Annotated in this window: 20 protein-coding genes, 1 tRNA gene and 1 pseudogene; 12 read left to right on the forward strand and 10 right to left on the reverse strand. The window is 60.1% G+C overall.

All coding sequences use genetic code 11. The features are described 5' to 3' along the window. Positions 1-11 precede the first annotated feature (11 nt). Positions 12-1289 carry a 4-aminobutyrate--2-oxoglutarate transaminase gene (locus tag JNB88_RS02625; protein ID WP_220354180.1) on the reverse strand — a complete coding sequence of 426 codons (1278 nt, stop codon included), beginning with the start codon at positions 1287-1289 and terminating at the stop codon, positions 12-14. A gap of 206 nt (positions 1290-1495) precedes the next feature. Between JNB88_RS02625 and JNB88_RS02630 the strand changes: the two genes are divergently transcribed. From JNB88_RS02630 to JNB88_RS02640, 3 genes are all read left to right on the forward strand, one after another. Beyond that, positions 1496-2302 carry a MerR family transcriptional regulator gene (locus JNB88_RS02630; RefSeq protein ID WP_220354181.1) on the forward strand — a complete coding sequence of 269 codons (807 nt, stop codon included), beginning with the start codon at positions 1496-1498 and terminating at the stop codon, positions 2300-2302. 74 nt (positions 2303-2376) lie between these two features. Further along, positions 2377-3000, forward strand: a complete 624-nt coding sequence (locus JNB88_RS02635) for a ribonuclease D (RefSeq protein WP_220354182.1) — start codon at positions 2377-2379, stop codon at positions 2998-3000. A 229-nt stretch (positions 3001-3229) separates the two neighbouring features. After that, positions 3230-4747, forward strand: coding sequence for a hypothetical protein (locus JNB88_RS02640; RefSeq protein WP_220354183.1), 1518 nt, complete (start codon positions 3230-3232; stop codon positions 4745-4747). 89 nt (positions 4748-4836) lie between these two features. On the opposite strand, the gene rpsA is transcribed toward JNB88_RS02640, so the two are convergent. From rpsA to JNB88_RS02655, 3 genes are all read right to left on the reverse strand, one after another. Further along, positions 4837-6540 carry a 30S ribosomal protein S1 gene (rpsA, locus tag JNB88_RS02645; RefSeq protein ID WP_018855368.1) on the reverse strand — a complete coding sequence of 568 codons (1704 nt, stop codon included), beginning with the start codon at positions 6538-6540 and terminating at the stop codon, positions 4837-4839. Positions 6541-6707: 167 nt separating this feature from the next. Beyond that, on the reverse strand, positions 6708-7355 hold the full coding sequence (cmk, locus tag JNB88_RS02650; RefSeq protein ID WP_220354184.1) for a (d)CMP kinase: 648 nt from the start codon (positions 7353-7355) through the stop codon (positions 6708-6710). Between the two features lie 8 nt (positions 7356-7363). Next, complete coding sequence (locus tag JNB88_RS02655; RefSeq protein ID WP_220354185.1) at positions 7364-8005, reverse strand: FMN-binding negative transcriptional regulator; 642 nt, start codon at positions 8003-8005, stop codon at positions 7364-7366. A gap of 240 nt (positions 8006-8245) precedes the next feature. Between JNB88_RS02655 and JNB88_RS02660 the strand changes: the two genes are divergently transcribed. Next, positions 8246-8638: a TIGR02300 family protein gene (locus JNB88_RS02660; protein WP_037131086.1), complete on the forward strand. Its 393-nt coding sequence runs from the start codon at positions 8246-8248 to the stop codon at positions 8636-8638. Between the two features lie 150 nt (positions 8639-8788). Then, a tRNA-Ala gene (locus JNB88_RS02665) sits at positions 8789-8864 on the forward strand. A 106-nt stretch (positions 8865-8970) separates the two neighbouring features. Here the strand turns inward: JNB88_RS02665 and JNB88_RS02670 are convergent. Further along, positions 8971-9201, reverse strand: coding sequence for a hypothetical protein (locus JNB88_RS02670; RefSeq protein WP_220354260.1), 231 nt, complete (start codon positions 9199-9201; stop codon positions 8971-8973). Between JNB88_RS02670 and JNB88_RS02675 the strand changes: the two genes are divergently transcribed. From JNB88_RS02675 to JNB88_RS02685, 3 genes and pseudogenes are all read left to right on the forward strand, one after another. Continuing rightward, positions 9188-9502, forward strand: a complete 315-nt coding sequence (locus JNB88_RS02675; protein WP_223217065.1) for a hypothetical protein — start codon at positions 9188-9190, stop codon at positions 9500-9502. The genes JNB88_RS02670 and JNB88_RS02675 overlap by 14 nt on opposite strands. A 151-nt stretch (positions 9503-9653) precedes the next feature. Continuing rightward, positions 9654-10376 carry a YoaK family protein gene (locus JNB88_RS02680; RefSeq protein ID WP_220354186.1) on the forward strand — a complete coding sequence of 241 codons (723 nt, stop codon included), beginning with the start codon at positions 9654-9656 and terminating at the stop codon, positions 10374-10376. 53 nt (positions 10377-10429) lie between these two features. Continuing rightward, positions 10430-11217: pseudogene (locus JNB88_RS02685) on the forward strand (YdcF family protein). 5 nt (positions 11218-11222) lie between these two features. Here JNB88_RS02685 and JNB88_RS02690 read toward each other — a convergent pair. Further along, entirely contained in the window at positions 11223-11705 is a 483-nt protein-coding gene (locus JNB88_RS02690) for a hypothetical protein (protein WP_220354187.1), read from the reverse strand. A gap of 125 nt (positions 11706-11830) precedes the next feature. Here JNB88_RS02690 and JNB88_RS02695 point away from each other — a divergent pair, with 125 nt between their 5' ends. Further along, a complete protein-coding gene (locus JNB88_RS02695; RefSeq protein WP_220354188.1) occupies positions 11831-12466 on the forward strand; it encodes a trimeric intracellular cation channel family protein in 636 nt (211 codons plus the stop codon). A gap of 2 nt (positions 12467-12468) precedes the next feature. On the opposite strand, the gene irrA is transcribed toward JNB88_RS02695, so the two are convergent. Beyond that, entirely contained in the window at positions 12469-12888 is a 420-nt protein-coding gene (irrA, locus tag JNB88_RS02700; RefSeq protein WP_037131101.1) for an iron response transcriptional regulator IrrA, read from the reverse strand. Between the two features lie 305 nt (positions 12889-13193). Between irrA and fabA the strand changes: the two genes are divergently transcribed. The 3 genes from fabA to fabI are packed head-to-tail and all read left to right on the forward strand — an operon-like array spanning position 13194 to position 15802. Beyond that, positions 13194-13709 carry a 3-hydroxyacyl-[acyl-carrier-protein] dehydratase FabA gene (gene fabA, locus JNB88_RS02705; protein ID WP_016552232.1) on the forward strand — a complete coding sequence of 172 codons (516 nt, stop codon included), beginning with the start codon at positions 13194-13196 and terminating at the stop codon, positions 13707-13709. Positions 13710-13767: 58 nt separating this feature from the next. Beyond that, complete coding sequence (gene fabB / locus JNB88_RS02710; protein ID WP_037131103.1) at positions 13768-14991, forward strand: beta-ketoacyl-ACP synthase I; 1224 nt, start codon at positions 13768-13770, stop codon at positions 14989-14991. Positions 14992-14995: 4 nt separating this feature from the next. After that, positions 14996-15802, forward strand: coding sequence for an enoyl-ACP reductase FabI (gene fabI / locus JNB88_RS02715; RefSeq protein ID WP_220354189.1), 807 nt, complete (start codon positions 14996-14998; stop codon positions 15800-15802). Between the two features lie 36 nt (positions 15803-15838). On the opposite strand, the gene JNB88_RS02720 is transcribed toward fabI, so the two are convergent. From JNB88_RS02720 to pnp, 3 genes are all read right to left on the reverse strand, one after another. Further along, the gene (locus JNB88_RS02720) at positions 15839-16639 is read right to left on the reverse strand and encodes a GNAT family N-acetyltransferase (RefSeq protein ID WP_220354190.1); all 801 of its coding nucleotides are present in this window, start codon (positions 16637-16639) and stop codon (positions 15839-15841) included. Positions 16640-16681: 42 nt separating this feature from the next. After that, positions 16682-17698, reverse strand: coding sequence for a class I SAM-dependent methyltransferase (locus JNB88_RS02725; protein ID WP_220354191.1), 1017 nt, complete (start codon positions 17696-17698; stop codon positions 16682-16684). A 75-nt stretch (positions 17699-17773) separates the two neighbouring features. Further along, a complete protein-coding gene (gene pnp / locus JNB88_RS02730; protein WP_220354192.1) occupies positions 17774-19924 on the reverse strand; it encodes a polyribonucleotide nucleotidyltransferase in 2151 nt (716 codons plus the stop codon). Positions 19925-19932: the final 8 nt, after the last annotated feature.

The raw sequence follows: 19932 nt of genomic DNA on the forward strand, positions 1-19932 counted from the left end.
AGGCTATCGCCTCACTTGCCGCTTGCTTCGAGGATCGAGGCTTCCAGAATGTCGAGCGCTTCGCCGAAGACATTGTCCTGAATGGTGATCGGGGCGAGGAAGCGAATGACGTTTCCGTGGACGCCGCAGGTCAAAAGGATCAGCCCCTTTTCCAGCGCTATCAGGCGCACCTTGTTGGCGAATTCGGCGCTCGGCAGCTTCGTCGTGTTGTCGTTGAACTCGACGGCGTTCATGAAGCCCGGGCCGCGGATATCGACGATCTCCGGTACCTTCTCGCGGAGCGATTCGAGGCGCTGCTTGAGCCGGCTGCCAAGCTGGTTGGCGCGGTTGCAAAGATCTTCGTCCTTGATGACGTCGAGAACCGCATGGGCGGCCGCGATGCCAAGCGGATTGCCGCCATAGGTGCCGCCAAGGCCGCCCGGTCCCGGTGCGTCCATGATTTCCGCACGACCGGTGACGGCCGCGAGCGGGAAGCCGCCGGCAAGGCTCTTTGCCATCGTCATCAGGTCGGGAGCGACTTCATGGTGATCCATTGCGAAGAGCTTGCCTGTACGAGCAAAGCCCGTCTGGACCTCGTCGGCGATGAGCAGGATGCCATGCTGGTCGCAGATCTCGCGCAGCGCCTTCATGAAGGAAACCGGCACTGAGTAGAAACCGCCCTCGCCCTGGACCGGCTCGATGATGATCGCGGCAACGCGCTGCGGATCGACATCGGCGGCAAAGAGCTTCTTCAGGGCAGCCAGAGACTGATCCGGCGTGACGCCATGAAGCTCGACCGGGAACGGCACATGGAAGACATCACCCGGCATCGCACCAAAGCCAACCTTGTAGGGAACAACCTTGCCGGTCAGAGCCATGCCCATGAAGGTGCGGCCGTGGAAGCCGCCGCCAAAGGCGATGACGGCGGAGCGACCGGTGGCAGTGCGGGCGATTTTCACGGCATTCTCGACGGCTTCTGCGCCGGTCGTGACGAAGATCGTCTTCTTCGCGAAATTGCCCGGCGTCAGCGCGTTCAGGCGCTCGGCAAGGTGCACATAGTTTTCGTAGGGGACGACCTGATGGCAGGTATGAGTGAAGTGATCGAGCTGTTCCTTGACGGCAGCGATCACGCGCGGGTGGCGATGACCGGTGTTGAGAACGGCAATGCCAGCCGCGAAGTCGATATAGCGGCGACCTTCCTTGTCCCAGATCTCGGCATTCTCTGCGCGATCGGCATAGATCTGCGTGGTCATGCCAACGCCACGGGAAATGGCGGCATTCTTCCGGTCTGTAAGGGTGGTCGCGGTCATCGGGGCGTTCCTGCGCTCTGGAATTATTGGGAAACGATCTTGCATAACTTCTGCAAGACATGTAGAAAATTCCTACATTTTTCCTGCAAGAATGCAAGCGGCATTTTATGCTTCAAACCGGCGTCGTTTTCAGCGATGGTCGCGCGAAGAAGAGAAGAGCCGGAGACGGCCTCAAGAAAACAAAACGAACCGGGAATAATTGGCTTATGAGCAATGGGATGCCCGTGCGCTACAAGGTGGCGGAGGCGGCAAAATCAGCGGGCGTTTCCGCATCCACCCTGCGTCTTTGGGAAAGCCAGGGGCTTGTTGTTCCCGATCGGTCGGAGACCGGTCACAGGCAATACAGCGCAGAAGATGTCGCGCGCATAAAGAAGATAGCCTGGTATCGAACGGAGCGCGGGCTCAATCCCGCCGCCATTCGTGAGGCATTGGAAAGCGAAGAACCGTCGGAAAACGCCGACTCGGCAGATGCATCGGATCTCGGTCGGCGCCTGCGTAGCCTTCGTCATGGTGCGGGAAAGACGCTCGATCAGGTTGCCGGTGATGTTGGCATTGCCGCCTCGACGCTATCGACGCTCGAGCGCACATCCCAGGGCGTGAGCTTCAAAACGCTGCACGACCTTGCCGAATACTACGACACCACCGTTTCTCGTCTCTCCGGAGAGGAACGAGACGACGTACCCGAGGTGGTTCGCGCAGGCGCCTGGCGCACCTGGCCGGAAACGACGCCCGGTGTCACCGTTCAGCTTCTGGCCGAGGGTCGCACGATGATGGATTGTCACCGTTTCGTGCTTGCGCCGGGGGCGGCAAGCGAGGGCGCGTACCGCCACGAAGGCGAGGAGTTCATGCACGTGCTCTCGGGACGGCTGGAACTGGTGCTCGATTCCGATCAGTTCTTCGATCTTGGACCCGGCGACTCGCTCTACTTCGAGAGCCGCCGCTACCATTCCTGGCGCAACCGTCACGACGGCGAAACCATCCTCATCTGGATCAATACGCCGCCGACATTCTGAGCCATCGCGGTATCGTCCGTGCCGGCTTTGCGCTATAGCGCGAGAAGTAGCAGTTTGAGTGAGAGACGAGATCGATGGCAGCCACCATACGTTACCACGAAGGTGATATTTCCGCGGCGGACGCGGCCCGCTACACCGGAGCCATCGCCATCGACACCGAAACGCTTGGCCTCGTGCCGCGCCGGGACCGGCTTTGCGTCGTCCAGCTCTCGCCGGGCGACGGTTCGGCCGATGTAATCCGCATCGCAGCCGGGCAGAAGGAGGCGCCGAACCTCGTTGCGCTGCTTACCAATGGGCAACAGAAGATCTTCCACTACGGTCGCTTCGACATTGCCGTCCTTTTCCATACGTTCGGCGTCACCACGAAGCCTGTCTTCTGCACCAAGATCGCCTCGCGCCTCAGCCGGACCTACACCGATCGGCACGGCCTCAAGGACAACCTCAAAGAGATGCTCGAGGTCGACATTTCGAAGGCGCAGCAATCCTCCGACTGGGCGGCCGCGACCCTATCGCAGGCGCAGTTGGAATACGCCGCCTCCGATGTGCTTTACCTGCACGCGCTGCGCGACAAGCTCACCGAACGACTGGTTCGCGACGGCCGCATGGAGCACGCGACCGCCTGTTTCGAATTTCTGCCGACCCGCGCCAAACTCGATCTGCTCGGTTGGGAAGAAACCGACATCTTCGCTCACAGCTGAGGGATTTCCGGATTTTGGCCAGATGGAACCGGGCTCGGTCATCCGTGCGCCGGCATTATCGATTCGTTAACCGCCACTTCGTTAGATTGTTTACCAATTTTTATGCATTCGACGGCGCGATGGAGCGCCACATCGCGCAGGAGGAACTGCCGGGGAATGCGACGGGCCCGATGAGCGCGGCCTTCTTGTAACCTGCTTTCACCGCACTTTACGAAAGAAGGAGCATGCCATGTTGACTCCGGTTCGTGCAGCGTCAAATGCAAGTTTATCCTCCCAAGGCCAGACTGTGGCTGTGAGCACGGACGGCCTCGTCCGCGCTGCAAGCACTGTTGCTCCCGTCCACCAAATTCAGGGTGCTGATCTCAATTCCTCCGTTGCCGGCAAGCTCAACATCCTCCTGCTGGCGGTGCGGGCGCGCATGGTCGACGCCCTTCTCGATGTGCTCAACACCACGAGCGAGGCGCTTTCAATCCCGCGGGAGGACGATGAGGCCGACCTTGCCTTTGCCTCCCGCCTGGCCACTGCAATCCAGAAATTGCCGCCGGCCAAGATCGAGCAAGTCGAACGCCAGCTTGCTATGCAAGGCCACACCATGCCGCTACGTGTGCTCGCGGAAGCCCTCCGGAACCCGGCAGGGCCTGAGGCAGCTCGCATTGCCACCTATCTGGAAAGTCTCCTCTATAAGGATCGCGATCTCGCAACGCGGGCTGTTGTTCGCTCATACGGCCAGAACGACGCGTCACCACCGCGCCAGGAACAGAGAGGCGAAATCAGTATTCACCGCGACAGTCTCGCCGGTGCAGTACGGACACCCGCTGCAACGAAACAGGAGAGCGAACTTCCGCGACAGGGAACGGAACTCCCCACATCAGCGGACCCAGCCGCCGACCAACCTGCACAAATTGCCAAGGCGACCGCCAACGGGGAACGAGTGATCGCGGCTCCCGCCGAAGTGAAGGCCGAAGAACCATCGGCCGCGCCGAGCCGCGAGTTGGAGGATACCCCCGATTCAACACAAGAAACGGCGCAAGCCGACACTCCTCGGGGGGGCTCGAAAGGTGACCCCATCATTCCGAAGAGCTGGCCGGCAATTCCTGCCTCACTTTCCAGCGACACCACGAAGCTGATCGTTGCAATCATTCAGGATCAGGAGAGCGAGACGCTGCTGGAAGCTGCCGACCCCGATCCTGCCGTCGACATCGATCTTGTCCTCGACGAGGCGGCTCTTGCCGATCTCCCCGAGGGAATCGCCGACAGATCAGCACTGCCGGAAGGTGCGGCGCGCCAATCGCCGCTCGCCGCCGCACAACCGCCGGCAACCGAAACAGCAGCGGCGATTGCGAGGAAGCACGCCGCGTCGGAAGCGGCAATGCCGCTGGTGACGCAGCAGGCGATCGATGAAACCTATGCGCCAGTGCTCATGAAGATCGTAGAGGGTGTACCCTTTGCCATGCAGCCTTACGAATTCTCGAAGGACGAGGCCGATGACGGCGGCGCGCGCTCGATGTACCGCGAAGACCATCATGGCGGCGAACATTCGGAGGAGGATCCCGACCAGCAAGGTGATCCGTCGCAAGACGATCAGACGGACGCCTTTATGGACGACGAGGCCGCAGCCGCCCTCGCGGCCCGGGAGGCCCAGATCAAGGCTGGGACACCGCCCCACCGTTCTTCGCCAGCCCTGCCCAAACCCGGAATCGCGGACGAGGCCTATGCGCTCTACCGCCGCAAGGTCGACTGGGAATAGATCACGCAAAACCAGCAGCAGCGCAAATGCAAAGAACCCGCCGGATCGCTCCGGCGGGTTCTTTTGTTCTTCAAGCCTGAGGCTAGCGATTATTCGCCGCCGCGGTTCTTCAGAGCCGCGCCGAGGATGTCGCCGAGCGAAGCGCCGCTGTCGGACGAACCGAACTGAGCAACAGCTTCCTTCTCTTCTGCGATTTCCAGAGCCTTGATGGACAGCATGATCTTGCGGTCCTTCTTGGAGAAGTTGGTGACGCGGGCGTCAACAACCTGGCCAACCGAGAAGCGTTCCGGACGCTGCTCGTCGCGGTCGCGCGACAGGTCTGCACGGCGGATGAACGAGGTGATGTCTTCGTGGTCGACGAGCTTCACTTCGATGCCGCCATCGTTGACTGCGATGACTTCGCAGGAAACGACTGCATTCTTGCGCAGGTCGCCGGAAGCGGCTGCTTCGCCGACAGCGTCCTTGCCGAGCTGCTTGATGCCGAGCGAGATGCGCTCCTTTTCGACGTCAACATCGAGAACGACAGCCTTGACGACGTCGCCCTTGTTGAACTCTTCGATGACCTGCTCGCCCGGACGGTTCCAGTCGAGATCCGACAGGTGAACCATGCCGTCAACATCGCCGTCGAGGCCGATGAACAGACCGAACTCGGTCTTGTTCTTGACTTCGCCTTCGACTTCAGTGCCGGCCGGATGGTTGCGAGCGAATGCCGCCCACGGATTTTCCAGGGTCTGCTTGAGGCCGAGCGAAATACGACGCTTGGACGGATCGACTTCGAGAACGACGACTTCGACTTCCTGGCTCGTGGACAGGATCTTGCCGGGGTGTACGTTCTTCTTGGTCCAGGACATTTCCGAGATGTGGATCAGGCCTTCGATGCCCGGCTCCAGCTCGACGAACGCACCGTAGTCGGTGATGTTCGTGACGGTACCGGAGATCTTCTTGCCTTCCGGATACTTGGCCTGGATGCCATCCCACGGATCCGACTCGAGCTGCTTCATGCCGAGCGAGATGCGGTGGGTTTCCTGGTTGATGCGGATGATCTGAACCTTGACCTGCTGGCCGATGGACAGGATTTCCGACGGATGGTTCACACGGCGCCATGCCATGTCGGTGACGTGCAGCAGGCCGTCGATGCCGCCGAGGTCAACGAACGCACCGTAATCGGTGATGTTCTTGACGACGCCGTCAACAACCTGGCCTTCTTCGAGGTTCTGAACGATTTCAGAACGCTGCTCGGCACGGGATTCTTCCAGAACCGTACGACGCGATACGACGATGTTGCCGCGACGCTTGTCCATCTTGAGGATTTCGAAGGGCTGCGGGTTGTGCATCAGCGGGGTAACGTCGCGGATCGGACGGATGTCGACCTGCGAACGCGGCAGGAAGGCAATCGCGCCGTCGAGGTCAACCGTGAAGCCGCCCTTGACCTGGTTGAAGATAACGCCTTCAACGCGCTCACCAGCTTCGAACTTGGCTTCGAGCTTGACCCAGCTCTCTTCGCGGCGAGCCTTTTCGCGCGACAGAACAGCTTCGCCGAGAGCGTTTTCGATGCGCTCAACGTAAACTTCGACTTCGTCGCCGACCTTGAGCGAGCCGTCCTTGGCCTTGGCGCCGAATTCCTTGAGTAGGATGCGACCTTCGACCTTGAGGCCGACGTCGACAACGGCGGAGTCCTTCTCGATTGCCGTTACGATGCCCTTGGTGACATAGCCTTCGGCCAGATCGTGCTTGGCAAAGGATTCTTCGAGAAGGGCCGCGAAATCTTCGCGAGAGGGAGTAGCTACTGACATGTAATCTCCTGCATATCCGAATCCGGATATGTATGCGCCGGTTGGTTCGTGTTGAACGGGCCTGAACCCAGTCCGCCTCCTATCGGGAAGCAATCCGGCGCTTGGACGGAATTTCAGGCTTAATCTTCAAAAGCGACCCAGGCATCGCCCAGGCAAATCGCTCGAATTCAGGTATTTCGGCTCAACGCTGCATCGATGATCGATTTTGCAGCTTGAAACGCGGCCTCTATACTCATTTCCGACGTATCAAGCAAGTGCGCGTCATCAGCTGGTTTCAAAGGGCTGTCGGCCCGTCCCATGTCGCGTTCGTCGCGGCGCTTGACGTCTTCGAAAATGGCATCGAAATCGGCAATTCCTCCCTTGCCTCTTATTTCGTCGTAGCGGCGTTTCGCCCGAACCTCGGGGCTCGCCGTCACATAGAGCTTCACCGGCGCTGCCGGGCAGACGACGGTTCCGATATCACGGCCGTCAAGCACGGTCCCCGGCGCCTTCTCCGCAAACCGCCGCTGCGCCTCCACCAATGCACGCCGCACAGCGGGCATAACCGCGATCTTCGAGGCTGCCTCGCCGATTTCGTGTTTTGAGAGTATATCGCGATCGAGACCCGCCAGTTCAACCTCGCGCGCCATCTTTTCTGCCACCGCTTCGTCGTCGAGCATCAGGCCGGCGTCGAGCAGGGCTTTTGCCGTCGCGCGATACGTCAGGCCCGTATCGAGATGATGAAAGCCGTAGTTCTCAGCGATGCGGCGCGACAGCGTGCCTTTTCCAGCAGCAGCCGGCCCATCGATGGCAATCGTAAAGTGTCTGGAGGTCATCGGTCCGTTCATTTCTCCGCCAGCCCACCGTACCGGCGGACAAGATCAATCATGTCAGCCTGACCGGCCTCCTCGCCGAGTCCGGCAGCAACTCCTTCGCGGTCGGCAACCGGTCGGTTCTGGCTTACCTTCCACTTGCCTTCGATCGCGGCAATCTCGATCTCCACGCCGATGATTCCTTTCAACTGCGCGCGGATGAACTCATCCGGCGCATCGCCGACCGCCCAGGGCCTGTCGCGCGGCCCTTCCTGTTGCGTGGTGATCGCGTTGATCTGCTGAAGCAACCAGCCCGCATCGTCGATGACGCGTGCCTTGCCCCTCACCTGCACGATTGCATAATTCCAGGTCGGCACGACTTTGCCGGTCTCCTGCTTCGTCTGGTACCAGGACGGCGTGATGTAGGCATCAGCACCCTGAAAAACGGCAAGTACATCGGCACCGGCCTCGATATCCCGCCACTGCGGATTGGCCTTGGCGAGATGGAGACGCAAGACCCCTTTCTCGGAGGCCGCGGCATCCAGATGGATAGGAACCGAATTCGCCATCAGGCCCGAAGCACCCGCGGTGACCAGCAAGCCGAGCGGATGCGCCCGGATCAAGGCGTGCTGGACGCTCAAGTCTTCCTCACGAAAATGCGGCGGCTGGTACATTGTCTGACACCCGTTCCGGCAGCCGGTCCGACGCCCGGCCTGTCCTGCAAATGAACAATCGCCGGCTCACTACCACAAATGGCGGCGCCGGTCATCCGGCGCGCATGAGCGATGCATGAAGTTTGGCTTTGACATGCCGTCGCGCAACGATTATGGGGACCGGCTTATAAATTCCGAATAGAACGCCGGTTTTCACGGCATTTGCCGAATCTTGATTCGGCCATTCTCACGAGGCTTACAGTGGCGAAAGCTGAACTTGGAACGAAGCGTACCGATCCGGAAACCGGCAAGAAGTTCTACGACCTGAACCGGGATCCGATCGTTTCCCCTTACACCGGCAAGTCCTATCCCTTGTCCTTCTTCGAAGAAACCTCGGCTGCAGCAGCAGCGGAAGCCGCTCAGGACGAAGATGAGGTGACGGAAGTCGATACCGAAAGCACCGAAGTCGAACTGGTTTCGCTCGAGGATGCCGATGAAGGCGCATCCGGCGACGACATCCCCGACATGGGCGATGACGATGTCGAAATCGAAGGTGATGACGATGACGACACCTTCCTCGAAGCGGACGAAGATGACGATGACGACGACATGAGCGACATCATCGGCGTGACCGGCGACGAAGAAGACGTTTGATCGATCAAGTGTCGGCCCGGGCGAGAAATTTTCGCCGGGCCGATTTTTTTAGGCTTGCCATCTCCGAAAACCGGAAGTAATAAGCCGCCACTCCGCGAGGCAAGCGCTTCGCGAAGCATCCCAGGACCGGCCTAGCCGGACTGCCTTGATGGGGCTATAGCTCAGCTGGGAGAGCGCTTGCATGGCATGCAAGAGGTCAGCGGTTCGATCCCGCTTAGCTCCACCAAATCTTCCAGACATGCAGATCTAGTTAATGTACCGATTCCCTGCGACGAGTTTGGCGTCAGGATTGCAAGCACGTCTCAATCTCCCTGGCGAGGATGCGTCACCTGTCATGGCGGTCCAACACCTGACCTAACCTCCGTGATATTCCCGTTGACCTGATCCATCAAAGGTTGCAGCATCTGTTCTTTAAACCTTTTGGAGAGCTTGATGTTGTCGCGATTTTTCAATGTCCTTGCGGTGGTGATCATCGCAGCTGTGCTTTTCTGGTGGGCGATGAAATGGTGACAGCAGCCGAGGAACCCGGAGATGATGAAGTTGGGTTTAATGCGGATCGTCATTCTGGCCTTGTCGGCGCTGCCGTTTGCTGGCGCAGCTCAGGCGGACACTCTTCCGCTTTCGAAAATCAATCGCAAAATTGAGAGCCACATTCAGCGCAGCAACACGACGCAGAACATGCAGTGTCTCGCTTTCATACTGAAGGACTTTCAGGAACGAAAAATCCGCAAATCGGATATTTACGTCACATTCGACGATTCGAACATTGACGGCCTCGGCGTTGGACTGGCCGAAACCGACGAAAACTACACCTGCGAAGCGGGTGAACTCCGACCTGGGAAGGGAATGCCTACCAGCGTGTGAAGACATTCTAGCCGGACACCTGTCCGACCGTATCGCAATCCATCATGTCCCTGGTGCCTGCCGGGCTAGTTGACCACTTGGTATTTTGCGAATTCTTCAGCGCTTGAATCTATGCTGACGGTCAGGCCCATGTGCTTGGAGCGATGGTTCGATGACACGAGACAGACGACGGCGGCTGATTCATACGCGTAGAACGGCAACGGGCTTAACGCTCGCCGGCGCGATCTCCTTTCTGGCTGGCATGACGGATGCGACCGGCCTTGCTCTGACCGGGGACTTCGTGTCCTTCATGACGGGGAACACAACCCGTGCCGCCTTGTCGCTCGGGGAGGGAAACCTGCGACACGCTGTTGTTCTTCTCTCGGCTATCATGGTGTTCGTGCTTGGGAATGCTGCCGGTATCGTGATCGCGCACTTCGCGGAGCGCCGGACGTTTGTTGTGCTCGCATGTGTCAGCATCGTGCTGGCTACGGCTTCGCTCATGGCGGCCGACAGCCTGGCGATACCACGCTTCTACATTATCGTCGCTTCCATGGGGATGGTGAACGCAGCGGTGGAGCAGATCGAAGGGTTGCCAATCGGGCTGACCTATGTGACCGGCGCTCTCTCGCGTTTCGGACGCGGCCTTGGGCGCTGGATTATCGGTGACAACCGAATGGACTGGACCATCCAGATCGTGCCATGGGTCGGCATGCTGGCGGGGGCCATTGTCGGGGCGTTGCTGACGCAAATCGCCGGGGCGGCGGCGCTTTGGCTGATCGCCGTTTTTGCAATGCTGGTTGCACTCGCCAGCCTTTTGATTCCGAAGCGGACGCAGCGCCGGTTCAACGCCGCGCCACACTCTCCGACGCATACGAAGTCACGGTCGCAATAAAACTCCGCCGAATCAGGTAGAGGGGTCGCAGAATCCGTTGAAGGAGCACATCCTTGTTTCTCTTTTCAAAACTCGTCTGGGTGTTCGGCCAGCCCTTGTCGCTCGCTTTTCTTTTCGTCGTGCTTGCCCTGGTAGCAGGCCTTGTCCGCTGGCGCGCAACAAGCCTCGTTTCATCGGCAGCTGCGGGCCTCATCCTGTTCGTCACGCTTTACACGACCACCGGCAACTACCTTCTCCAGGGTCTGGAGGACCGTTTTGCCAAGCCTCAGGATCCGGCGGATCTGCAGTGCATAATCGTGCTCGGCGGCGCTTTCGAGAATGAGGTGAATACCGCCCGCCACGGCATCGAGCTCAATGCCGGCGCGCCGATCGTTTTGTTGAAGCGGTGCGGCTGGCGCAGAAATATCCGCAGGCTCGCATCCTGATTTCAGGCGGCGACGGATCGATCTCCGGGGTCTATGAAGGCGACGCGGTGATTTCAGCGCGCTTCTTTCCGATGTTCGGAATCGACCGGGAGCGCCTGGTCGAAGAGACGACCTCGCGAACAACCTTCGAGAACGCCATGAACACCAAGGAACTCCTTGCAGGCCAAGGGCTTTCGAACTGCCTGTTGATCACCTCGGGCTATCACATGCCGCGGTCGGTCGGCATCTTCCGCAAGCTTGGCATCGAGATCATACCGTGGCCGACGGACTACCGAACGGACGGACGGGAGGGGCTTGGTCTCGATTTCACGCAGCCGAGCCGCAATTCCCAGAACCTAGCGACGGCGATCCGCGAATGGTTCGGGCTCGTCGGCTACTACCTTGCCGGTCGCACGTCTGAACTCTACCCCGGCTGAGCGAGCTACTTCTTGGAGATCGTCACAAACTTGGTGCCGCGCACACGAGCCGTGACGACACATGGCTCCTTCTCCCTGTCGGCATCCGGGCGATCGCAGAAGCGAGGGTGCATTTTCATCGCAAGCACCATGTTGCCGAAGCGCTTCACGAAATCATAGCCATAGATCTGGGCGGTCGCGATCATGAAATAGCCGCCCTCGGCGACCTGCAGATAGAAATTGTAGGTGCAACCGTCGTCATTGCACTGCGGCCCCTTTTCGCCGTCGCAAGTCAACTCGCCCTCGTTGACGACGGCGTCGATAAGGCCGTCATTGTTGATATCCTGGCGGATGACGTAGCTGTCCGAAAATTCGGCCTTGGTGCACTGTTCCTGAAAGTGCTTCTTCTCATAGATCTCCGGGTCCGAGATAAGAGATTGTTGGGCAAAAGCCGCGACCGGCGCGGCGAGCAGCACGGCAATGTTCAAAGCGATCAGGAGCGTTTTCACGAGGGACTTCTCTTTTGGTCGGATAAGGACGCTGTTGGCCGCGCAGTTTGCATGATCCGCCTTGCGCCGCCCTTGCCGCCGTGATTCATACTTTGCAAAGATACACGTCGGTTCTGGAGGACTGAATGCCGCCGTTCGTCTACCTGGATTATGCCGGCGTCGCGCTCTTTGCGGCGACAGGCGGGCTTGCAGCCTCGCGTAAGCAGCTCGACCTGATCGGTTTCCTCTTTTTCGCGTTTGTCACCGGGACAGGCGGCGGCACGGTGCGCGACATCATCCTGGGCCGCGTACCGGTGTTCTGGGTTCTGAACCCGGTCTATGTCCTCATCTGCTGCATCGTCGGTATCCTGGTGTTTTTTACCGCCCACCTGGTCGAGTCGCGCTATCGCTGGCTGATCTGGCTCGATGCCGTCGGGCTCTCCGCCTATTGCGTGATGGGTGCAGCAAAGGGCCTTGCCGCCACGGGTTCGCCGATCATCGCCATCGTGACAGGCACACTGACGGCGACCTTCGGCGGCATCCTCCGTGATCTCCTGGCGAATGAGCCGTCGGTTCTGTTGCGGCCAGAAATCTACATCACCGCCGCGCTCATAGGGGGCGGTATCTTTACGGCTGCCAATGCCCTAGACCTGCCGCTCTACGCAGCCTCCGCTATCGGAGTCATCGCGGCGTTCTCCGTGCGTGGCGGCGCGCTCTATTTCGGCTGGACCTTTCCAACCTACAAGGCCAAGCCCGGTCGGCATCCCGACGATGTAATGTGAAATCAGCGCCGCTTGGGACGCAGGCGGATCACCACGTCGACGTGGGCGATTTCGAGACCTTCCGGCGGCTCTGGCAAATTGCCGATTGTCAGATTGCTGACCGGAATATCGAGCACATCATTTTCGCCTTCGATGAAGAAGTGATGATGGTCGGAGACGTTGGTGTCGAAATACGTCTTGGCGCTTTCGACCGCGAGAACGCGGATCATGCCGGCTTCGGTGAATTGGTGCAGCGTGTTGTAGACGGTTGCCAACGATACCGGCACGCCCGCCTGCACGGCCTCTTCGTGGAGTTCTTCAACCGTCAGGTGCCGATCACCCTTGGCAAACAGCAGATCACCCAGCGCGACGCGCTGCCGCGTCGGACGCAGCCCAGCGTCTCTCAGCCGTACCTCAATGGTAAGCGGGGCTTCTGCCGCCATCCGACAAACTCCGGTTAATCTAGCGTCAAGCAATCAGGTTTCATTAGCCATATAACTTTTGCGCAAAAGTGTTTCAATAGTTTCAATGGGGACAAAGAATGCAAAAGTGCCGCAAAATCGGGCTTTTGGCGCAATTAGTGCTGGCCGGGGGCTTGGCCTTCCTGTATGCGACCACCAGATAAGGCGCGCAGCCGGTCCTTCGAAGGTGGGTGAAGCTCTCAGTCATGCTTATGCTTCATTTTCCGCTGAACTTGGACTAAACGTTCACATCCATCGGCATAGCGGCGGGGGGAATTAGAGTTTTCATGGCGACGAAACAATCCAGCTTCAACTACGAGGAAATTCTGGCCTGCGGCCGCGGCGAACTGTTCGGCCCCGGCAATGCACAGCTTCCGCTTCCGCCGATGTTGATGGTTCATCGCATTACAGACATCTCCGAAACGGGCGGCGCCTTCGACAAGGGCTATATCCGCGCCGAGTACGACGTGAAGCCTGACGACTGGTATTTTCCCTGCCACTTCCAGGGCAACCCGATTATGCCCGGCTGCCTTGGCCTTGATGGCATGTGGCAACTGACCGGCTTCTTCCTCGGCTGGCTTGGCGAGCCCGGGCGCGGCATGGCGCTTTCAACCGGCGAAGTGAAGTTCAAGGGCATGATCCGGCCGACGACGAAGCTCCTCGAATACGGCATCGATTTCAAGCGCGTCATGCGCGGCCGCCTTGTTCTCGGCACCGCGGATGGCTGGCTGAAGGCTGACGGCGAAACCATCTACCAGGCCACCGACCTGCGCGTCGGCCTGTCCAAGGACAAAGAAGCCTGATTGCGCCGGGCATCCATGCCCGGCTTTCCAAGTTAGAAAAACGAAAAGGTCGAAACACATGAGACGGGTAGTTGTCACGGGTCTGGGTGTTGTTTCCTCGATCGGCAATGATGCCGCCGAGGTCACTGCGTCGCTGCGCGATGCCAAGTCCGGCATTTCCTTCTCCAACGATTTTGCCGAGCACGGCTTCAAGTGCCAGGTCTGGGGTCGCCCTTCGCTGGATCCGACCGATCTGGTCGATCGCCGCGCCATGCGCTTCCTCTCCCAGGGCGGCGCGTGGAACCATGTCGCGATGAAGCAGGCGATCGCAGATTCCGGCCTGGAAGAAAGCGATATCAGCAACAACGAGCGCACCGGCATCATCATGGGTTCCGGCGGTCCGTCGACCCGCACGCTGATCGAAGCCGCCGAGATCACCATCAAGAACAACAGCCCGAAGCGCATCGGCCCGTTCGCCGTGCCGAAGGCGATGTCTTCGACCGCATCGGCGACGCTCGCCACGTGGTTCAAGATCCACGGCGTCAACTATTCGATCTCGTCAGCCTGCTCGACCTCCGCGCATTGCATCGGCAATGCCGCCGAGATGATCCAGTGGGGCAAGCAGGACATCATGTTCGCCGGCGGCCACGAAGACCTCGACTGGACGATGTCGAACCTGTTCGACGCCATGGGCGCCATGTCGTCGAAGTACAACGATACGCCCGAAACGGCTTCGCGTGCCTATGACGCCACCCGCGACGGCTTCGTGATTGCCGGCGGCGCAGGCGTGCTGGTTCTGGAAGAGCTGGAGCATGCCAAGGCGCGCGGCGCCAAGATCTACGCAGAAATCGTCGGCTACGGCGCGACCTCCGACGGCTATGACATGGTTGCTCCGTCGGGTGAAGGCGCGATCCGCTGCATGCGCCAGGCGCTCGCAACGGTTAAGGGCGATGTCGACTACGTCAACACGCACGGCACCTCGACGCCGGTCGGCGACAGCAAGGAAATCAGCGCGATCCGCGAAGTCTTCGGCGACAGGATCCCGCACATCCAGTCCACCAAGTCGCTGACGGGCCACTCGCTGGGCGCTGCCGGTGTTCAGGAATCGATCTACTCGCTGCTCATGATGCAGGCCGGCTTTATCGGCGAGAGCGCCCACATCACCGAGCTCGACCCGGAATTCGACGGCGTTCCGATCGTTCGCAAGCGTATCGACGACGCCAAGATCGACATCGCGCTTTCCAACTCCTTCGGCTTTGGCGGCACCAACGCCACGCTCGTCTTCCAGCGCTACAACGGATAATAATATGACTGGAATTATGCAGGGTAAGCGCGGCCTCATCATGGGTGTCGCGAACAACCATTCGATCGCCTGGGGAATTTCCAAGGCACTAGCCGCACAGGGCGCCGAGCTTGCGTTCACCTACCAGGGCGATGCGCTCGGCAAGCGCGTCAAGCCGTTGGCGGCAGAGGTTGGTTCGGACTTCCTGCTGCCGTGCGACGTCGAAGATATCGCGTCGGTCGATACCGTCGTCGACGCAATCAAGGAACGCTGGGGCAGCCTCGATTTCATCGTTCACGCCATCGGATTCTCCGACAAGAGCGAATTGAAAGGCCTCTACGCCGATACGACGCGCGACAACTTCAGCCGCACGATGGTGATCTCCTGTTTCTCCTTCACGGAAATCGCCAACCGTTGCGCACCGCTGATGAATGCGGGTGGTTCGATGCTGACGCTGACCTATAACGGCTCGACGCGTGTCATCCCGAACTACAATGTCATGGGTGTTGCGAAGGCCGCCCTTGAGGCATCGGTGCGCTACCTGGCTGCGGATTACGGTCCGCGAGGTATTCGCGTCAACGCGATCTCCGCGGGTCCGATCCGGACGCTCGCCGGCGCCGGCATTTCCGATGCTCGTGCGATCCTGTCCTGGAACCAGCGTAATTCGCCGCTGCGCAAGACCGTGACGATCGACCAGGTCGGCAATTCCGCCCTTTACCTCCTCTCGGACCTCTCCGCGGGTGTTACCGGCGAAATCCATTTCGTCGACGCCGGTTTCAACATCACGTCGATGCCGACGCTCGACGCGTTGCAAACGGCGGATGTCGAGTAGTTCTCTCGGCGCCGGCCCTTCAAGGCCGGTGCCGCCCTATGTTTGCTTGGATTCCACAGGACTGCGAAGATGATGCGTAAGCGTCATGAAGGGCTGCATGCTAAGCTTCTCGGCAACGCGAATTGATGCGCTGTTGTCGGCGCTGACTTGATAGCGCGAGAGCAGGCTTCTTATGGCGAGTTCAGCCAGAGCCGTGCGGACGACCTTGCCCGCGAGACCTCGGCCACGCGAATTCTCAGCGGTAAAGACGCCGCCAATCTCCCAGACCGCCCCATAGTTCCGGAAGACGAAGCAGAGTGATTGCGGCTGGTCCTTTGGGCCAAGGATGCACACAAAAACCTCACCAGCATCGAGTAGAGCTTGCAGCCAGCTGCGGGCATGCCCCTGCTTCTCGAATATGTCCAGAACAGCGCTGCCGGGTGTGGCGGTGACAGCCACATCGACATCGCGCTCGACTTGGCCCTTGCCGGTGTAGGATAGATAGCAAGCTTTCTGCTCTGTTGCGTAGCGCTTTGCAATCACGAGCCGGTCGGCGTCGTTCGCGACCTTGAACACAACACCGACATTCTCCGGCACATGCTCAAGAAGTCGCTCCGTAAGGGTCGGAGCGTCGCTTGAGATAAAAGCGACCCAATCCGCCTCGGCATAAGCGTCCCGATCATACGGACTGACGGAAACCTTGAGGAGCACAAGACATGCCGAGCCGACTCGATCCGAGACGCGATGCGCAATCGTATCTTCGGGGAAGAGTGATAGCTGCTTCAGCAGCACGATATTGCGCAGAAGCTGCCGCTCAAGGTGAAGGGCAGTGTCATGATGACGCTCTGAAACAAGCAAGGCGACCTCGGACGCGAATGTGCGGACGAGGTACCCTAGGCCTTATTTCTTCGCCCACAAGACCTTGAAGCGGGCGTTGCGGCAGGTTTCGCCGCTTTCGCGGAAGCTGGCGGCAAGCACTGGCTCGTAAGGTAATCCGCGATTGGCGACGAGAAGCAGGCGTCCCCCGCCTCGCAGGGATGAGGCTGCGGTCTTGATCATCGCCTGGCCGAGCGACGGCTCCGCGGCATGCCCTTCGTGGAACGGCGGGTTCATGACGATGAGATCGTACTTGTCCTTGACTGGCTCGCTGGCAAGATCGTGCCAGGAGAAGCGCGCGGGCACGTCAGGGCAATTCTCCTCCAGGTTGGCCTTCGCCGCCTCCAGTGCCGCGTAGTTGGCCTCATAGAGATCAAGGCGGCTGACGCCCGGAGACCGCCGCGCCAACTCGACGGAGAGATACCCCCAACCAGCGCCGAAATCGGCGACGTCACCGGTGAAATCTGCAGGCAGGCGCGAGGCAAGAAGCTCGGAGCCGTCGTCGATGCGGTCGTGCGAGAACATGCCGGCTGCAGCCACGAAGCGACCATCGACGCGTACGGGCGGCTTGGCAAACTTGCCGACAATCTCGCTGACATCGGCCGGGCGGCCAAACCACAGGGCGACGCCGTGATACTTCGGCATGTGCTCGATCTCGAGGCCGAAGCCTTCCATGCGCTTGCGAAGCGACTGGATGCCATCCTCCTTGCCGCCGGCGATGACGATCAAGCCACCCGCCTTCACGCGCTGAAGCGCGGCGGCGATATTGGCTTCGTTCTCGCCCTTGTGCTTGTTGCAGAGGACCAGCGCTGCATCGTAGTCCTCGCCTTCGATCTCTGGCGTGGTTTCGATGCGCTGGGACAGAAGCTGCCTATAGAGTGTCCGGAAGCCCTGTACGGCGCTCAGCGAGGCCGTGAACCCCTCCGGCAGGGCGAAGCCTGCCTCGGCGCCGAGGAAGAGGACGCGCTCGCCCTCGCCCGGCGCATCGACGGTGCCGCTGGCGAACGGGTGAAACAGGGTCTTCAGGGTTTCGCGGCTCATGATCTCTTCTCGCCTTCGGATGCAAAAAGGGCGCGGGAAAACTCCCACGCCCTCGAATGGTTTGAAAGGCGCGGCTTACTCAGCCGCATCTTCCTTCTTCTTCTCGGACTTTTCAGCAGCCGGGAGTTCCTGGCCGGTTGCTTGATCGACAACCTTCATCGACAGGCGAACCTTGCCGCGCTCGTCGAAACCGAGGAGCTTGACCCAGACCTTCTGGCCTTCCTTGACGACATCCTGCGTCTTGGCAACGCGCTCGGAAGCGAGCTGCGAGATGTGGACGAGGCCGTCGCGGGCGCCGAAGAAGTTGACGAACGCGCCGAAGTCGGCGGTCTTGACGACCGTTCCTTCGTAGATCTGGCCAACTTCAGGCTCGGCAACGATCGAGTGGATCCACTTGCGGGCCGCTTCGATTTCCTTGCCGGACGAGGACGCGATCTTGACCGTGCCGTCGTCTTCGATGTTGATCTTCGCGCCGGTCTTTTCGACGATTTCGCGGATGACCTTGCCGCCGGAGCCGATGACTTCACGGATCTTGTCGACCGGGATGTTCATGACTTCGATGCGCGGTGCGAATTCGCCGAGCTGGCCACGGCTCTCGGTGATGGCCTTGGCCATTTCGCCGAGGATGTGGGCGCGACCGCCCTTAGCCTGGCTGAGCGCAACCTTCATGATCTCTTCGGTGATACCGGCGATCTTGATGTCCATCTGCAGCGAGGTGATGCCGTCTGCGGTACCGGCAACCTTGAAGTCCATGTCGCCGAGGTGGTCTTCGTCACCGAGGATGTCGGAGAGAACGGCGAAACGGTCGCCTTCGAGGATCAGACCCATGGCGATACCGGCAACCGGCTTGGCAAGCGGAACGCCTGCGTCCATGAGTGCCAGCGAGGTGCCGCAAACGGTTGCCATCGAGGACGAGCCGTTCGACTCGGTGATTTCGGAGACGACGCGCAGCGTGTAGGGGAACTGCTCAGGCGACGGCAGCATCGGGTGGATGGCGCGCCATGCAAGCTTGCCGTGACCGATTTCGCGGCGGCCCGGAGAACCCATGCGACCCGTCTCACCGACCGAGTAGGGCGGGAAGTTGTAGTGCAGCATGAAGTTTTCCTTGTACATGCCCGTCAAGGAATCGACGTACTGCTCGTCTTCGCCGGTGCCGAGCGTGGCAACGACGATGGCCTGGGTTTCACCGCGGGTGAAGAGGGCCGAACCGTGGGTGCGCGGCAGGAGGCCGACTTCCGAAACGATCGGACGAACAGTCTCGAGGTCGCGGCCGTCGATGCGGCTCTTGGTGTCGAGGATGTTCCAACGAACGATCTTCGCCTGCAGGTGCTTGAAGATCGCGCCGACTTCTTCGGCCGTGTACTTGGCTTCGCCTTCTTCCGGCAGGAAGTGTGCCTTGACCTTCGCCTTGACGGCGTCGACGGCAGCGTAGCGTTCAGCCTTCTGCGTGTTCTTGTAGGCGGTGCGAAGCTCGGCTTCGAAATGCTTCAGCATTTCGCCTTCGAGTTCGGAGTAGTCTTCCGGCTGGAAGTCGCGCGGCTCCTTGGCAGCCACTTCAGCGAGCTTGATGATCGCGTCGAGCACCGGCTGGAAGCCCTTGTGGCCGAACATGACGGCGCCGAGCATGACTTCTTCGTTGAGTTCCTTGGCTTCGGATTCGACCATCAGGACGGCATCGTGCGTACCGGCGACGACGAGGTCGAGAACCGATTCTTCCATCTCGTCGAGATGCGGGTTCAGAACGTATTCGCCGTTGATGTAGCCGACGCGGGCGCCGCCGACCGGGCCCATGAAGGGAACGCCTGATAGCGTCAGGGCAGCCGAGGTGGCAACCATCGACAGGATGTCCGGGTTGTTTTCGAGGTCATGCTGGATGACGGTGACGACGACCTGGGTGTCGTTCTTGTAGCCTTCCGGGAAGAGCGGGCGGATCGGGCGGTCGATCAGGCGGGAAACGAGGGTTTCGTTTTCCGACGGACGGCCTTCGCGCTTGAAATAGCCGCCGGGGATCTTGCCGGCTGCGTAGGTCTTTTCCTGGTAGTTGACGGTGAGCGGGAAGAAGTCCTGGCCCGGCTTCGGCGCCTTGGCGGAAACGACGGTCGCCAGAACGACGGTTTCGCCGTAGGTCGCGAGAACAGCGCCGTCAGCCTGACGAGCGATCTTGCCGGTTTCGAGCTTCAGCGGGCGGCCTGCCCACTCGATTTCCACACTATGAGTATCGAACATATGTCTTG

This window comes from Rhizobium cauense (genome assembly GCF_019511525.1).
GTDB lineage: Bacteria > Pseudomonadota > Alphaproteobacteria > Rhizobiales > Rhizobiaceae > Rhizobium > Rhizobium cauense.

Coding starts and splice junctions, on each gene's coding strand:
- JNB88_RS02630 (WP_220354181.1), top strand. CDS start 1,496: ATGAGCAATGGGATGCCCGTGCGCTACAAGGTGGCGGAGGCGGCAAAA.
- cmk (WP_220354184.1), bottom strand. CDS start 7,355: ATGACCTCCAGACACTTTACGATTGCCATCGATGGGCCGGCTGCTGCT.
- pnp (WP_220354192.1), bottom strand. CDS start 19,924: ATGTTCGATACTCATAGTGTGGAAATCGAGTGGGCAGGCCGCCCGCTG.
- JNB88_RS02655 (WP_220354185.1), bottom strand. CDS start 8,005: ATGTACCAGCCGCCGCATTTTCGTGAGGAAGACTTGAGCGTCCAGCAC.
- rpsA (WP_018855368.1), bottom strand. CDS start 6,540: ATGTCAGTAGCTACTCCCTCTCGCGAAGATTTCGCGGCCCTTCTCGAA.
- JNB88_RS02670 (WP_220354260.1), bottom strand. CDS start 9,201: ATGACGATCCGCATTAAACCCAACTTCATCATCTCCGGGTTCCTCGGC.
- fabB (WP_037131103.1), top strand. CDS start 13,768: ATGAGACGGGTAGTTGTCACGGGTCTGGGTGTTGTTTCCTCGATCGGC.
- JNB88_RS02725 (WP_220354191.1), bottom strand. CDS start 17,698: ATGAGCCGCGAAACCCTGAAGACCCTGTTTCACCCGTTCGCCAGCGGC.
- JNB88_RS02640 (WP_220354183.1), top strand. CDS start 3,230: ATGTTGACTCCGGTTCGTGCAGCGTCAAATGCAAGTTTATCCTCCCAA.
- JNB88_RS02675 (WP_223217065.1), top strand. CDS start 9,188: ATGCGGATCGTCATTCTGGCCTTGTCGGCGCTGCCGTTTGCTGGCGCA.
- JNB88_RS02695 (WP_220354188.1), top strand. CDS start 11,831: ATGCCGCCGTTCGTCTACCTGGATTATGCCGGCGTCGCGCTCTTTGCG.
- JNB88_RS02625 (WP_220354180.1), bottom strand. CDS start 1,289: ATGACCGCGACCACCCTTACAGACCGGAAGAATGCCGCCATTTCCCGT.
- fabA (WP_016552232.1), top strand. CDS start 13,194: ATGGCGACGAAACAATCCAGCTTCAACTACGAGGAAATTCTGGCCTGC.
- JNB88_RS02680 (WP_220354186.1), top strand. CDS start 9,654: ATGACACGAGACAGACGACGGCGGCTGATTCATACGCGTAGAACGGCA.
- fabI (WP_220354189.1), top strand. CDS start 14,996: ATGACTGGAATTATGCAGGGTAAGCGCGGCCTCATCATGGGTGTCGCG.
- irrA (WP_037131101.1), bottom strand. CDS start 12,888: ATGGCGGCAGAAGCCCCGCTTACCATTGAGGTACGGCTGAGAGACGCT.
- JNB88_RS02635 (WP_220354182.1), top strand. CDS start 2,377: ATGGCAGCCACCATACGTTACCACGAAGGTGATATTTCCGCGGCGGAC.